Origin of the sequence: Acinetobacter sp. TWP2-2-3, from assembly GCF_049896445.1 — a bacterium.
Lineage (GTDB): Bacteria > Pseudomonadota > Gammaproteobacteria > Pseudomonadales > Moraxellaceae > Acinetobacter.
This window is the reverse complement of sequence record NZ_JAFCUI010000004.1, coordinates 83,617-97,597: the sequence shown is the minus strand read 5'-3', so window position 1 is coordinate 97,597 and position 13,981 is coordinate 83,617. Positions and strand designations below refer to the sequence as shown.

Genomic DNA, 13,981 nt, shown 5'->3' with positions numbered 1-13,981 from the left:
TTTTCGGTCATTTCTGGATGATCTGTTTAAGCATGCAGCGCCTGTTAAATCCGAGCCGGCGTATAATTTATAAGTTCCACATAAAAACGTTGATGTTGTTGTTATCCTGTAATATGATCGGTTTTATTTGCGAATTTCATTGTAAAATCGGAATTTGCTATCGTTTATAAGTTGCGCAATACAACTGTTTTATATTCTTTTTGAATATTCTTTTGGCTTTCAAGATTGAGAAGTTTGGGTCGCTCCTTGGGGTCCTGTAATCCTTGAAAGATAAAGATTCACCTTAGGTTGATCAAAACCTAAATCATGACAATGGATACGAGTGTGCTGCCGATTATTATATTGTTACCGTTAGTATTAGGCACAACCCTTGTCTCGTGGCTGAAGCAATTTTCGCGCGGGGTAACGGCTTTAGGGGCAATTGGTGTCAGCCTCAGCAGTTTCTTATTATTATTGAGTCAGGCGCCCGCCATATTTGATGGTGCAGTGATTACCCAGACCTGGTCCTGGCTGCCCCAGCTCGGCATCGATTTCAGTTTTCGCCTGGATTCTCTGGGACTGCTGTTTGCCTTGCTGATCAGCGGAATTGGTACACTGATTTATATTTATGCCTATTATTATCTCAATCCAAAAAATTCACTGAGCAAACTGTATCTCCTGCTGATGCTATTTATGGCGGCGATGCTCGGAATTTCATTGTCGAATAACCTGATTATCTTATTGATTTTCTGGGAACTGACCAGTATTTCATCTTTCCTGCTGGTGGGTTACTGGAGCAATTACGAAGCGGCGCAACGTGGTTCGCGTATGGCCCTGACCATTACCGGAATGGGTGGTCTGGCGATGCTGGGCGGTTTTGTCCTGCTTGGTCAAATTACCGGCACTTATCAGCTTGACCAAATCCTGACGATGACTGAGCAGATTCAGTCCCATCATTTATTTGTTCCAACCTTGTTGCTGATTTTACTTGGTGCCTTTACCAAAAGTGCGCAGTTCCCGTTCCACTTCTGGTTGCCGAATGCCATGGCTGCACCGACACCGGTCTCTGCCTATTTGCACTCGGCCACCATGGTCAAAGCCGGTTTATTCCTGGTCGCACGTTTGCTCCCGATCTTTGCCGGCGCTGCACTGTTTCATAATATTGTGACCTTTGTTGGTCTGTTTACCCTGTGCATGGCCTCCTTCTTTGCCATTTTTAAGGAAGACCTGAAAGGCTTGCTCGCCTATTCCACCATCAGCCATTTAGGTCTGATCATGTGTCTGCTCGGGATTGGTTCACCATTGGCTGTTGCAGCAGCGATTTTCCACATTATTAACCATGCCACCTTTAAAGCGGCACTGTTTATGATTGCCGGCATCATCGATCATGAATCTGGTACCCGTGACTTACGTAAATTGTCTGGCTTGTGGCAATTACTGCCATTTACCGCCACGCTGACCATGATCACGGCAGCATCCATGGCGGGTGTACCCTTGACCAATGGTTTCCTGTCCAAGGAAATGTTCTTTACCGAACTGGTCGCCAGTTTAAGTGGTCCACTTATGGTCGGCTCTGCTATTGTCGCGACACTGGCCGGGATTTTTGCGGTGGCTTATTCCATTCGACTGGTGCATGGAGTCTTTTTCGATGGTCCGCTAGGCAAACAGGTCCCAAATAAAGATGCACATGAGCCTGCCTTTGGTATGCGCGCACCGGCAACCTTATTGGCAATTTTATGTATTTTAGTCGGTCTATTACCCGCTCTTCTAGTAGAAAAAATTGTCAATAGCACCACTCAAGCGACAACCCAAAATTTTGATTTTGAAGGTACCCATCTGGCGCTTTGGCATGGTTTCAACCTGCCGCTGCTGATGAGTGTGATCGCTCTGCTCGGCGGAATAATCTTTTACTTTTCTCTCGCCAAAGGTGGCGCCTTACGTGAAATCGACTTGGATCCAAAACTGGGCCGCTTACAGGGCCGGGTGCTGTTCGACCTGTTTTTGAAAAATTTGCTGCTGAATTCACGCCGTTTCCGCCGTACCACTGAAAATGGCAAATTACAAAGCTATTTATTGTGGATTGTGATTTTTACCATCGGGCTGGTGGGATTCCCATTACTCAGCAATGCGGTGGGTACGGGTACGCGCGAGCTGACCCATGCTCCTGCCTTGGCGATTATCCTGTGGTTACTGCTGTTCTCCGCCTGCTGGATGCTGCTGTGGTTCCATCATGAGCGCATTAAAGCTGTCCTCATTAGCGGTGCAGTCGGTCTGGTCGTCACCATGGTCTTTATCGGCTTCTCGGCTCCCGATCTGGCGCTGACCCAGATTACGGTCGATGTGGTCACCACTGTTCTGCTACTGATGAGTTTATCTTTACTGCCACAATTAACTCCGTATGAATCGAGCCCGACCCGTCGCTGGCGCGATGCCATTATTGCCTTGGGCGGCGGTCTCGGGATTGCGGCAATTGCCTGGCTGATCATGACCCGTGATCACAATTCCATTTCATGGTTCTTCCTGCAACAGTCCATTCCTCTGGGCGGCGGAACCAATGTGGTGAATGTGATTCTGGTCGACTTCCGTGGTTTCGATACCTTTGGCGAAATTACCGTACTCGGCATTGCAGCCATTGGTGTTCTGAGCCTGATGGATGGCATGCGTGCGCATGGCACCACCATGACCCAAGGACTGACCTATCGTTTTAATCCTTCCCCGCTGATGTTGCGTATTACCGCATCCTGGATTTTGCCGGTCGCGCTGGTAGTCAGCCTGTATATCTTTATGCGTGGCCATAACCTGCCAGGCGGTGGATTCATTGCCGGACTGGTGACGTCACTGGCACTTATTATTCAATATATCGCAGTGGGACAGGACAAAACCGAACAGTTGCTGGGCGCTAAATCCGGTCGTCTCTATGAAATCTGGATTGGAGTCGGCTTAACCATTGCCGGTTTGACCGGTGTCGCGGCCTGGTTCTGGTCACGTCCATTCCTGACCAGTGCACATATTTATGTCTCTCCGCCCATCATTGGAGAAATGCATTTAGCTTCGGCTGCACTGTTTGATGTCGGCGTCTATGTCACTGTTGTCGGTGCGACCATGCTGATGATTTCGGTCTTGGGCGATTCACGTCACTCAAGCATGACTGGCCCCGTACCAAGAGGATAATAGAATGATCAGTTTAGAATTTTTATTAGCCTCTGCGATTGGCCTGCTGACAGCCACAGGCATTTATCTGATCCTGCGGGCGCGTACCTTCCCGGTGGTGTTGGGCTTGGCCATGATTGGTTATGCGGTCAACCTGTTTTTATTTGCCATGGGCCGGATTCAGATGAATTCGCCTGCAGTATTAACCGAAGCCGCGAATGTGACTGACCCTCTACCTCAGGCACTGGTGCTGACGGCCATCGTGATTGGCTTTGCCACCACTGCCTTTATTGTCCAACTGGCACTGCGTAGCCGCTACGAATCAGGAACAGACCACGTTGACTCAAAAGAAGATATCCCCCAGATTGATCCACGTGAGGATGAGCCTTAATGACTGATCTTCTCAATTTCTGGACTCAACATACTCCTATTTTCAGCATTCTTTTGCCGGCCTTTACCGCTTTTGCCTTGGTACTTTTGGGAAATCCGGGTGCAGGCTCTCTGATCACGGACTGGCGTCAACCCTGGCGTCGTGGTATCAGCCATCTCTCGGGAATCTTGGGCCTGATCATTGCCGTTAGCTATCTGATAAACAGCAGCGAGGGCCAAATCAGCGTATACACCCTCAGCGAATGGGCAGCACCATTCGGGATCGTGCTGGTGCTGGATCAGCTCTCGGCCATGATGCTGGTGTTGACCTATGCGCTCGCCTTGCCTGTGGTCTGGTATGCCAGCAAAGAATGGGACTTACGCGGCCGTTATTTCCATGCCATGGTGCATTTCCTGCTGATGGGTCTGACTGGTGCATTCCTGACAGGCGATTTGTTCAACCTGTTTGTGTTCTTTGAAATTTTGCTGATGGCGTCTTATGTACTGCTGTTGCATGGACAAGGTAAGGCACGTTTTCAGCTGGGAATTCACTATGTCACCATTAACCTGCTGGCGTCTGCGCTATTCCTGATTGGACTCGGGATGATTTATGGCAGTGTCGGTAGCCTGAATATGGCCGATGTGGCCCGTTTGATGCCAACACTTGCAGAAGATCAGCATAAACTGGCCGTTGCCGGTGGCTTGATGCTCTTCGTGGTATTTGGAATCAAAGCAGCAATGCTGCCGGTGGGTTTCTGGTTACCCAAAACCTATGCGGTGGCCACGACTCCTGTAGCAGCGCTCTTTACTATCATGACTAAAGTCGGGATTTATGCAATTTTGCGTATCAACGGCACGGTTTTTGATGATGAATATAGCCATCAGATTCTGATGAACTGTCTGCTGGTGATTGGTCTGGTCACATCCGTCTATGGGGTAATCTGTGCAATTGGCACCGAACGTCTGCGCCGTTTTGTCGGTTTTATGGTGCTGTCTTCAGTCGGAACGATTCTGGTGGCCATTGGCCTGAATAATACTGCAGCCTGGGCGGGTGCGCTGTATTATCTGGTACACAGTACCCTGATTGCGGCCGCATTTTATATTCTGTCGGGCTGGATTACCTCGCAGCGCGGTGAATTTAAAGATCATTTTAAAATCGCCCCACTGATGAAACAGAATAAGCTAGTTTCGATTGTCTATTTCATCATCGCCTTGATGATGGCAGGCCTGCCACCGTTTAGTGGATTTTTCGGTAAAGTCTTTATTTTGCAGGCTTCTGCTAATTCAGATTATCAGATGATTATTATCCTGACCATTTTGCTGGTAAGTTTTCTCAGTATTCTGGCTTTTACCCGGGTCGGTTTTATCCTGTTCTGGCGTTCGAGCAGACCTGAAGATGATCTTGATTCTGAAGAGTTTCATAAATATGAAGCCCTACCGAGTAAAGCACCGGCACGCAATGACCGGGTGATTTATATATTGCTGGCAGGCTTAACCGCCTACGTGGTGTTTGCCGGACCGATCTATCAATATAATTATCAGACTGCGGAACAGATCAAAAACAATTCGGTCTATGAAGCCGCGCTGTTAAAACCGGATGCAGAAGGTCAGTTTATTAGCGTCCAGCCATTCGATCCGAAGTATTTGCCAGAAACCAAATATGGTGGTGAGGTGATAGATCCTAATGCGCATCTAATTCCTTATGTGATTTCAGAAGCGACCTTGAAGGGTGAAAATATTTCTGAATTCAAGCAACGCCAGATTGACCAGCAGCACATTGAACAGACCGAATATGATGATAATCAACTTAAACCGGCGGAGGGACCTTAATGGCTGAATCATTATTTCAACGCTGGTTCCCGCATCCGCTGGTTTCTGTGATTGTGGGACTGAGCTGGGTTTTACTGGCACACAGCCTGGACGCTGGAACATTGCTGATGGCCTTGCTACTCGCGGTGATCATTCCACGTATGGTCGAACCCTTTATTGACTATACCCCGAATATCCAGTGGACTCCTGCCCTGCGCCTGTTCTTTGTCGTAGTTTGGGACATTGTTGTAGCCAATATTAAAGTGGCCAAACTGGTGCTAGGACCGACGAAGAATCTGCATCCAAAATGGTTCCGTGTGCCTTTAGATACCGAACATGAAGAAGTCAACACCTTGCTGGCGATGATTATTACCACTACACCGGGCACGGTATCTGCAGGGATTGACCAGGATCGTGGTGATATTCTGGTACATGCCTTAAGCACAGATGATGAAGCGGCCGAAATCGAGCTGATTAAGCAGCGCTATGAACGCCCGCTCATTGAGATTTTTAATGCACGATCAGGAGAAAAAGCATGACAATTCTACCTTATGCATTATTGATTTGTCTGGGTGCGGTCACCATCTCCATGTTACTGTGTCTGATCCGGCTGATTACCGGTCCCTCTATTGTTGATCGCCTGTTGGCACTGGATACCCTGTTCCTAAATGCCACCTGTCTGGTGGTGATTTTGGGTATTTACTGGAGCAGCACATTTCTGTTTGAAGGCGCTCTCTTGGTCGCGATGCTGGGCTTTGTCTCTACCGCAGCCTTGGCGCGTTATTTCACCACTGGCCATGTCATCGACTAGGAGTTTTTAAATGTCTTTAATTTTAGAAATACTGGTGTCGATTTTTCTATTGATTGGTGCTTTCTTTATGCTGGTTGGCGGAATCGGGATGGTGCGCTTACCCGATCTGTTCATGCGTCTGCATGCACCGACCAAATCCAGTACTTTGGGCCTCGGCAGTTTTTTAATTGCGGCGATGATTTTCTCTGCCATGTATGGCCGTTTCGGTTTTGCTGAAGTGCTGATTACCCTGTTCGCCTTTATCACTGCGCCAGTATCTGCCAATCTGATGGCACAGGCTGCATTACATTTGCGTTTACGTTCTTTGAGTGGTGAAGTACCGGAAACGCTAGAACGCCCCCTGCCTTGGCAGCGTTCACGCCGTCGTACCTTTTATGAAAAGAAAATCAATCGCAATGATGATTTAGATTAATTGAGCAAGCGATTCCAGTTCTCCCAAATCTCAAAATAGAGAGATAAAAAAAGCCACCCGAAGTTGGCTTTTTTAGTCCTAAAACTTATTCATCATCTTTTTTTGCTTCAGCTTCAGGTAAGTCCTTCACTGCTTCAGCGATCAGACCAAACATATAGTTACCATATGCATTGGTCTTATCGTAATGGAAACGTAGACGAGGCGTAATACGGGTTTTGATACGACGACTCAGCTCGTGGCGCAGGAAACCAGATGCTTTGTTCAACACATCCAGAGTTTCTTTATTGGCCTCTTGGCTTTGCTCATCGCCAAGTTCACGTCCCATCACAGTGACATAAACTTCCGCATATCCCAGGTCTGGGCTCACCTTCACCGCAGAGATGGTCACCAGACCACCTAAGCGTGGATCTTTCAGCTCCTGACGGATCAGTTCGGACAACTCGCGTTGTACTGTATCCGCCATACGCTTCAGACGTTGACTACCCGCCATTAAAGACTCCGTTTAATCAGTTGAACATCGTACACTTCGATCTTATCAAGTGCTTTGATGTCTTTATAGCCTTTCACCGCAAGACCACATTCCATACCGGCACGAACTTCTTCAACCACTTCTTTGTAGCGACGAAGAGATTCAAGCTCGCCCTGGAACACAACCACGTCATCACGTAATACACGAATCGGTTTGTTACGATGCAATACGCCTTCAAGTACCATACAGCCCGCAGCCGCACCAAACTTACTTGAGTGGAATACTTCACGTACTTGTGCAACACCCAGAATCGTTTCACGATGTTCAGGTGCAAGCTTACCGCTCATTGCTGCTTTCACATCATCAATCAATTGATAGATGATTGAGTAATAACGAATGTCGATACTGTCTGCATCTGCTTTTTGACGCGCAGCGTTATCCGCACGTACGTTAAAGCCAAGTAGAACTGCTTCTGAAGATTCAGCCAGTGTCACGTCAGACTCAGTGATCGCACCTACACCAGAACCGATGATACGTACTTTAACTTCGTCAGTCGCAAGCTCAGCAAGTGCAACGTGTAATGCTTCCAAGGTACCACGTACGTCAGTTTTCAACACAACGTTCACGATAGGCACATCTTTCTTGCCCATAGACGCCATGATGTTTTCAAGACGCATTGCAGATTGACGCTCAAGACGTTTTTGACGTTCACGATCCATACGCGCATCGGCAACTTCACGTGCTTTCTTCTCGTCACTCACCACAAGAACTTCGTCACCCGCCATTGGTGCTTCTGGAAGACCCAGAATTTCCACCGGAATCGAAGGACCTGCAGATTTGATACGCTGACCATTTTCATCCGTCATCGCACGAACGCGACCATAAGATGAACCGGCAAGAACGAGATCACCTACTTTCAATGTACCGTTTTGAACCAGAATAGACGTTACCGCACCACGGCTGTTGTCTACACGTGCTTCAATTACGACACCTTGTGCAGCGCCTTCTTCCGATGCTTTAAGCTCTAGAAGTTCAGCTTGAATCGAAATAATATCAAGAAGTTCATCAATGCCTTGACCAGTATGTGCAGAAACCATTGCTACTGGAACGTCACCACCCCATTGTTCTGGCACGATTTCTTTCACAGTCAATTCATTCAATACGCGATCTGGATCAGCAGATTCTTTATCCATCTTGTTGATTGCAACAATGATTGGTGTACCTGCAGCACGTGCATGGTCAATTGCTTCTGCAGTTTGTGGCATTACACCATCATCTGCTGCAACAACCAGAACCACGATATCTGTTGCTTTCGCACCACGTGAACGCATTGCAGTAAATGCTGCGTGTCCCGGAGTATCAAGGAATGTAATCATACCTTTATCAGTAGTTACATGGTAAGCACCGATATGCTGTGTGATACCGCCCGCTTCCCCAGCAGCCACTTTGGCACGACGAATACGGTCAAGCAGCGATGTCTTACCATGGTCAACGTGACCCATAATGGTAACAACAGGCGCACGCGTAGATTGCGCACCACGTGCTTCTTCAGCTGCTTCAAGCAAGTTATCTTCAGCTTGTGTATCAGAAACCAGTACCGGGTTATGGCCCATTTCCTCAACAACAAGTGCAGCAATTTCTTGATCAATCGCCTGGTTCTGAGTAACCAATTCACCCATTTTCATGAGTGATTTAATCACTTCACGAACCTTAACTGCCATTTTCGCAGCCAAGTCAGCAACGACAATCGTTTCACCGATTTCAACATCGTAAACCTGTTTTTTCACAGGTTTTTCGAAGCCGTGCTTGTTGCCCTGGCTAGTTTTTAAACCGCGCTTAGGCTGTTTGCTGAAGCTTTGCTCTTCCTGACCACGACGACCACCTTTTTTAGGTGCACGCGCGCTCGGCGTATTCGTACCACGTTTGATTTCGCGGTCTTCTTTGGCAAAAGAGTCTTCATATGCCTGACCAACAAGGCCGGCAGCCAGAGGAGAATCATCAACAACACGAATCGTTGCAGTGGTATCTTCCGCGGTGTACTTGGACGCCATTTGACGCATTTGTTCAAGCGTACGTTGCTGCGCTTCTTCAGCCGCTTTACGACGTGCCGCTTCTTCAACAGCTTTTAATTTTGCTGCTTCTGCTTCACGTGCCTTTTTCTGTTCAGCGGTTTCAGTTGGTTTAACAACTTGCTTCACAATCGGCTTGTTGGTTGATTTGCGTTTTACCACAACTGCAGCTTTAGAAACTTCTTGCTTGTCGCTGGTTTGCTTTGCAGCAGCACGCATCGCCTCTAAAGCTTTATTCGCGTTATTTACGCCAGTTTTTGGAGCTTCAGCAGAAGCAGCTTGCGCTGTATTCTGTTCAGGCGCAGCTTTGGCCTGTTGCTCAGCCTTGGCTTTCGCCAATGCTTCTGCTTTGATCTGTTCTGGATCCGGCTTAACAAATGTATGCTTCTTGCGAACTTCTACATTAATCGTTTTCGCCTTACCTGAAGTACTGGCTACTTTAGCCGTACTAGTCGTTTTACGTTTCAACGTGATTTGCCCTGCTTGGCTTTCTGAACCCTGTGACTTTTTCACATGGCTCATCAAGCTGTCTTGTTGTTCGGTGGTAATAATATCGTCAGCTTTACGCTGTGGTAAACCTGCCTCACGAACCTGCTCTAGGAGCTTCTCAACTGGACGACCCACATTGAGGGCTAACTCTTTAATCGACTTGTCCGTCATATACTACCTCCTAGTTAAACCATGATTCGCGCGCTTTCATAATGAGTTGACCTGCTTTCTCAGCACCCAAACCTTCAATATCTTCGATATCGTCAGTCGCCTGATCTGCTAAATCATCCACTGTTACCACACCACGAGCTGCTAGCGCTTGCGCGATCTCTACTGTCATGCCTTCCATTGCAACAAGTTCTTCACTTGGCGCTTGTATGTTCTCTTGCTGTTGTAATGCATCAGCAAGTGCAATTTCTTTCGCACGGCTTTGCAGTAGTTCAACCAGTTCCGCATCCAGTTCGATTTCATCAAACGTTTCTGCAGGGACATAAGCAATTTCTTCAAGCGAGGTGAAGCCCATTTCTACCAATGCCATCGCCAAATCTTCCGCGATATCCAGACGGGTAACAAACATGTCCAGATATTGTTGCGCTTCGTTTTGTTGACGGGCGTAGTATTCCTCTTCCAGCATCATGTCCAGCTTGTAGCCAGTCAATTCAGATGCCAGACGAACGTTCTGACCTTGTGAACCAATCGCACGTGCCAACTGATCGCTGGTTGCGAAAATGATATCTGCAGTACGTGCATCTTCATCGATGACAATACTCGATACATCTGCTGGTTCCAATGCACTTGCGATATATTGCGCAGGATCATCCGACCAAACTACCACATCAATACGCTCGCCATTGAGCTCTTGCTGTACAGCCTGAATACGGGTACCACGCATACCAATACAAGCACCCACCGGGTCAATACGGTGGTCATTGGTTTTCACTGCAATTTTAGCACGAACGCCTGGTTGGCGAGCCGCCGCTTTAATTTCAATGATTTCTTCAGAAATCTCAGGGATTTCTTTCTTCATCAATGCAATCAGCATATCCGGTTTAGCACGTGACAGTTGTAACTGCGCACCACGACCTTCACGGTTGACATTAAACAGAATTGCATTCACGCGTTGCTTCGGACGAAGGATTTCTTTCGGAATCATTTCTTCACGAGCAAGATACGCTTCAGCATTGTCACCTAGGTCAATGATAAAACCGTCTTTGGTTTGTTTTTTCACTTCACCGTAGATCAGCTCGCCGACTTTAGATTCGTAAGCATCGGCTACAAGTGCACGTTCTGCTTCACGGATCTTCTGTACGATCACTTGCTTGGCAATTTGCGCTGCAATACGACCGAAGTCAATCGATTCAACTTCAAGCTCACGAATGTCCCCAATCGACCATTTTGCCGGATCGACATCAGAGATGGCATCCTGACAAGCTGGCATTTCATGGTCTTCGTCTGCAACCACTTCCCACTGACGGAAAGTACGATAGTCACCTGTTTTACGATCAATTTCCACACGTAAACGTGCTTCTTCCGAATGTGTTCCTTCGTAGAATTTTTTCTTTGTCGCAGCAACTAAAGCTTGCTCAAGCGCTTCAAAGATCGCTTCACGAGGTACACCTTTTTCGTTACTAACCGTTTCAACGACGGTCAGAATTTCACGTGCCATACGTCACCTATTCGTTAAATTTTTATTTATTAAATTAATCTTGGAAGACCAAATTTGCTTTATCGATATTGTGACTGTCGATCTCCAATACCTGTTGCTTTTCTACTTCAACCTGAATCATTTCATTTTCAAGATCGACAGCAACCAGTTTGGCCTGGAATTTACGACGGTTATCTACCGCACTGATCAAACGTAGTGCTACGGTATGACCGATATAGCCTGACATCTGCTCGAGCTGGAAGAATGGACGGTCCCAGCCTGGCGAAGATACTTCAAGTGAATATTCACCCGAGATCGGATCATGAACATCCAGCATTGCGCCCACTTGCTGCGTGACACGCACACAATCCTGAACGCCAATACCACGCCCCTGCTCTTCTTCACCATCTTCATTGATTGCTGGTGCAACGCTCTCATCGACTGGCTTGTCGATGTAAATACGTAATAACGAACATTTACCCTGTGGCAGGAATTCGATCCCCCAAAGGTTTACATTACAGGCTTCAACTGCTGGTGCAATCAAGTCCTGAAGTGCTTGAGTTTTATTTGATAGCTTCATTTACTCTCGTCATCTGGTGCGATTTTATGATCTATTTGACCACTACAAACCAATACAAACTATAGTAGTAGTGAAACATGGAGATTTGACCAAATAATGTCGACACTACACGATAGCCAATAAAAAAGGGCGTAAATCGCCCCAATTAATGCACAATTTAAGATTTTTTCAAATCCCACTGTGCAAAAAGGCCCACCTTGTTGTGAGCCTCTTTTTAGAAACTTGGTAGCGGGAGCTGGATTTGAACCAACGACCTTCGGGTTATGAGCCCGACGAGCTACCAGACTGCTCCATCCCGCATCAACGTGCAAAAATTATATACAAAAGATGAGAACTTTTCAATCAAAACCACATCATTCTGCATATTTGTCATCTGTCGCTGAAAATTGGTAGCGGGAGCTGGATTTGAACCAACGACCTTCGGGTTATGAGCCCGACGAGCTACCAGACTGCTCCATCCCGCATCAGCGTACAAATAACATTCAGTTTAAAAAAACTTAAACTGCTTTTAAAGTTTGCATCTTTAAAAGATTGGTAGCGGGAGCTGGATTTGAACCAACGACCTTCGGGTTATGAGCCCGACGAGCTACCAGACTGCTCCATCCCGCAACAACATGCAAATTATATTTCTCAGCTTAATACTGGTTTAAGCTGCCTCTTGAAAGTTTGCGTCTTTAAAAAGGATTGATTGGTAGCGGGAGCTGGATTTGAACCAACGACCTTCGGGTTATGAGCCCGACGAGCTACCAGACTGCTCCATCCCGCATCAACAGAAGTTTTTTCAGCTGCATACACCAACTTAAATTTCTGGATTATAAGTTGGTGCGGAAGGGGGGACTTGAACCCCCACGCCCGAAAGCACTACCACCTCAAGGTAGCGTGTCTACCAATTCCACCACCACCGCAGCTGTGACGCATTCTAGTCGCATCACTGAAAAAAAGAAAGGACTAATTAAAACTATTCGGTCGTTTCTGGTGCAGTTGGTGAACTTTCATTCGATTGCACAGGTGCGGTCGGCGCAGACTGAACAGATCCCAAACTATAGGCATTCGAGGTTTGTTGCTTGGCCAAAATCGCCAAAGTCAGACTGGTCACGAAGAACAGTGCAGTAAAAATCGCAGTTAAACGGGTCATGAAATTACCCGAACCTGAAGCTCCAAATACTGTCGCTGCACCACCGCCACCGAAAGAGGCACCAGCATCTGCACCTTTACCATGCTGAACCAAAATCAAGACAATCATCAAAACAGCTAAGATAATATGTACTACCAGCACAAAAGTTTGCATGCTGAACTCCTAATTATTGTGTATTTGCAAATGCATGAGCAATTTTATGGAACGACTCAGCATTGAGTGATGCACCACCGACCAATGCCCCATTGATATCTGGGCAGGCTGCTAACTCTACTGCATTTTCCGGCTTGACACTACCACCATATAAAATCGCCATACTCTCGCCATAGCCCGTAATCTGGCTTAAACCTTGACGGATTTGTGCATGCATGGCCTGTGCATCTTCAGGAGAAGCTGTTTTACCTGTACCAATCGCCCAGATCGGCTCATAGGCAATCACGATATTTTTCCATTGTTCGGCTTCAACCACAGCAGCAATATCACAAATTTGTTGCAATACGACAGCTTCTGCCTGCCCGGATTCACGTTGTTCCAGGCTTTCACCGACACAATAAATTACCGTCAAACCGGCACTTAAGGCATTCTTGATTTTAGCATTTAAAATATCAGCATTTTCCGTAAATATTTCACGGCGCTCAGAATGACCCACCAGTACATACTGGATTTGGCTGTCTGCGAGTAATTCAGCACTGACTTCACCGGTGTAGGCACCCGTTCCTGAAATACGTGAAACATCTTGTGCTACGGTATAAATCGGACGAACCGCAGATGACAGCTCTGCCTGAATCTGGCTTAAGGCAATGGCAATCGGTGCCACACCTAAATGACATTGATCTTCAGCAATCGGTGCAGTTTCCAACAAATTCTTAATACCACGCACCAAGCTCAATGCCTCTGCCTGCACTGGATTCATTTTCCAGTTACCTATCACCCAAGGGGTAATCGTCGAAACCGACATAATTAACCTATTTCATTTACATATTTTGAATTGGGCACATTCTACACGGAATTGGAAAATTAAAAGAATAGTTTTCTTATCACTCATTCTCAGTTTAGACTATCCA

Annotated in this window: 12 protein-coding genes and 5 tRNA genes; 6 read left to right on the top strand and 11 right to left on the bottom strand. The window is 46.9% G+C overall.

Annotated features, from left to right (window positions below; genetic code table 11):
* The first annotated feature begins 312 nt into the window (after positions 1 to 312).
* From ACP7AK_RS07485 to ACP7AK_RS07460, 6 genes are read left to right on the top strand one after another with little or no spacing between them, the layout of a single operon-like run.
* Positions 313 to 3,150 (top strand): monovalent cation/H+ antiporter subunit A, encoded by a 2,838-nt coding sequence (locus ACP7AK_RS07485; RefSeq protein WP_425879536.1) that lies wholly within the window; start codon positions 313 to 315, stop codon positions 3,148 to 3,150.
* Between the two features lie 4 nt (positions 3,151 to 3,154).
* Positions 3,155 to 3,520: a Na+/H+ antiporter subunit C gene (locus tag ACP7AK_RS07480; RefSeq protein WP_114541783.1), complete on the top strand. Its 366-nt coding sequence runs from the start codon at positions 3,155 to 3,157 to the stop codon at positions 3,518 to 3,520.
* On the top strand, positions 3,520 to 5,328 hold the full coding sequence (locus ACP7AK_RS07475) for a monovalent cation/H+ antiporter subunit D (RefSeq protein ID WP_425879360.1): 1,809 nt from the start codon (positions 3,520 to 3,522) through the stop codon (positions 5,326 to 5,328). The genes ACP7AK_RS07480 and ACP7AK_RS07475 overlap by 1 nt, the downstream gene beginning before the upstream one ends.
* Positions 5,328 to 5,846, top strand: coding sequence for a Na+/H+ antiporter subunit E (locus tag ACP7AK_RS07470; RefSeq protein WP_425879358.1), 519 nt, complete (start codon positions 5,328 to 5,330; stop codon positions 5,844 to 5,846). Before ACP7AK_RS07475 ends, ACP7AK_RS07470 begins: the two co-directional genes overlap by 1 nt.
* Positions 5,843 to 6,118, top strand: coding sequence for a monovalent cation/H+ antiporter subunit F (locus tag ACP7AK_RS07465; RefSeq protein WP_005108490.1), 276 nt, complete (start codon positions 5,843 to 5,845; stop codon positions 6,116 to 6,118). Before ACP7AK_RS07470 ends, ACP7AK_RS07465 begins: the two co-directional genes overlap by 4 nt.
* A gap of 10 nt (positions 6,119 to 6,128) precedes the next feature.
* Positions 6,129 to 6,530 (top strand): Na+/H+ antiporter subunit G, encoded by a 402-nt coding sequence (locus tag ACP7AK_RS07460; protein ID WP_005108489.1) that lies wholly within the window; start codon positions 6,129 to 6,131, stop codon positions 6,528 to 6,530.
* A gap of 85 nt (positions 6,531 to 6,615) precedes the next feature.
* On the opposite strand, the gene ACP7AK_RS07455 is transcribed toward ACP7AK_RS07460, so the two are convergent.
* The 11 genes from ACP7AK_RS07455 to tpiA form a co-directional block, all read right to left on the bottom strand.
* On the bottom strand, positions 6,616 to 7,020 hold the full coding sequence (locus ACP7AK_RS07455; protein ID WP_004281108.1) for a ribosome-binding factor A: 405 nt from the start codon (positions 7,018 to 7,020) through the stop codon (positions 6,616 to 6,618).
* Positions 7,020 to 9,728, bottom strand: a complete 2,709-nt coding sequence (gene infB, locus ACP7AK_RS07450) for a translation initiation factor IF-2 (protein ID WP_114541781.1) — start codon at positions 9,726 to 9,728, stop codon at positions 7,020 to 7,022. The genes ACP7AK_RS07455 and infB overlap by 1 nt, the downstream gene beginning before the upstream one ends.
* A gap of 10 nt (positions 9,729 to 9,738) precedes the next feature.
* Complete coding sequence (gene nusA, locus ACP7AK_RS07445) at positions 9,739 to 11,223, bottom strand: transcription termination factor NusA (protein WP_004281105.1); 1,485 nt, start codon at positions 11,221 to 11,223, stop codon at positions 9,739 to 9,741.
* Between the two features lie 34 nt (positions 11,224 to 11,257).
* Positions 11,258 to 11,782, bottom strand: coding sequence for a ribosome maturation factor RimP (gene rimP, locus ACP7AK_RS07440; RefSeq protein ID WP_004281103.1), 525 nt, complete (start codon positions 11,780 to 11,782; stop codon positions 11,258 to 11,260).
* 223 nt (positions 11,783 to 12,005) lie between these two features.
* A tRNA-Met gene (locus ACP7AK_RS07435) sits at positions 12,006 to 12,082 on the bottom strand.
* Between the two features lie 87 nt (positions 12,083 to 12,169).
* Positions 12,170 to 12,246 (bottom strand) — tRNA-Met (locus ACP7AK_RS07430).
* A 68-nt stretch (positions 12,247 to 12,314) separates the two neighbouring features.
* A tRNA-Met gene (locus ACP7AK_RS07425) sits at positions 12,315 to 12,391 on the bottom strand.
* Between the two features lie 80 nt (positions 12,392 to 12,471).
* A tRNA-Met gene (locus ACP7AK_RS07420) sits at positions 12,472 to 12,548 on the bottom strand.
* Between the two features lie 54 nt (positions 12,549 to 12,602).
* A tRNA-Leu gene (locus ACP7AK_RS07415) sits at positions 12,603 to 12,687 on the bottom strand.
* 53 nt (positions 12,688 to 12,740) lie between these two features.
* Positions 12,741 to 13,070, bottom strand: coding sequence for a preprotein translocase subunit SecG (gene secG, locus ACP7AK_RS07410; protein ID WP_425879353.1), 330 nt, complete (start codon positions 13,068 to 13,070; stop codon positions 12,741 to 12,743).
* A 13-nt stretch (positions 13,071 to 13,083) separates the two neighbouring features.
* Entirely contained in the window at positions 13,084 to 13,875 is a 792-nt protein-coding gene (gene tpiA, locus ACP7AK_RS07405) for a triose-phosphate isomerase (protein WP_425879351.1), read from the bottom strand.
* Positions 13,876 to 13,981: the final 106 nt, after the last annotated feature.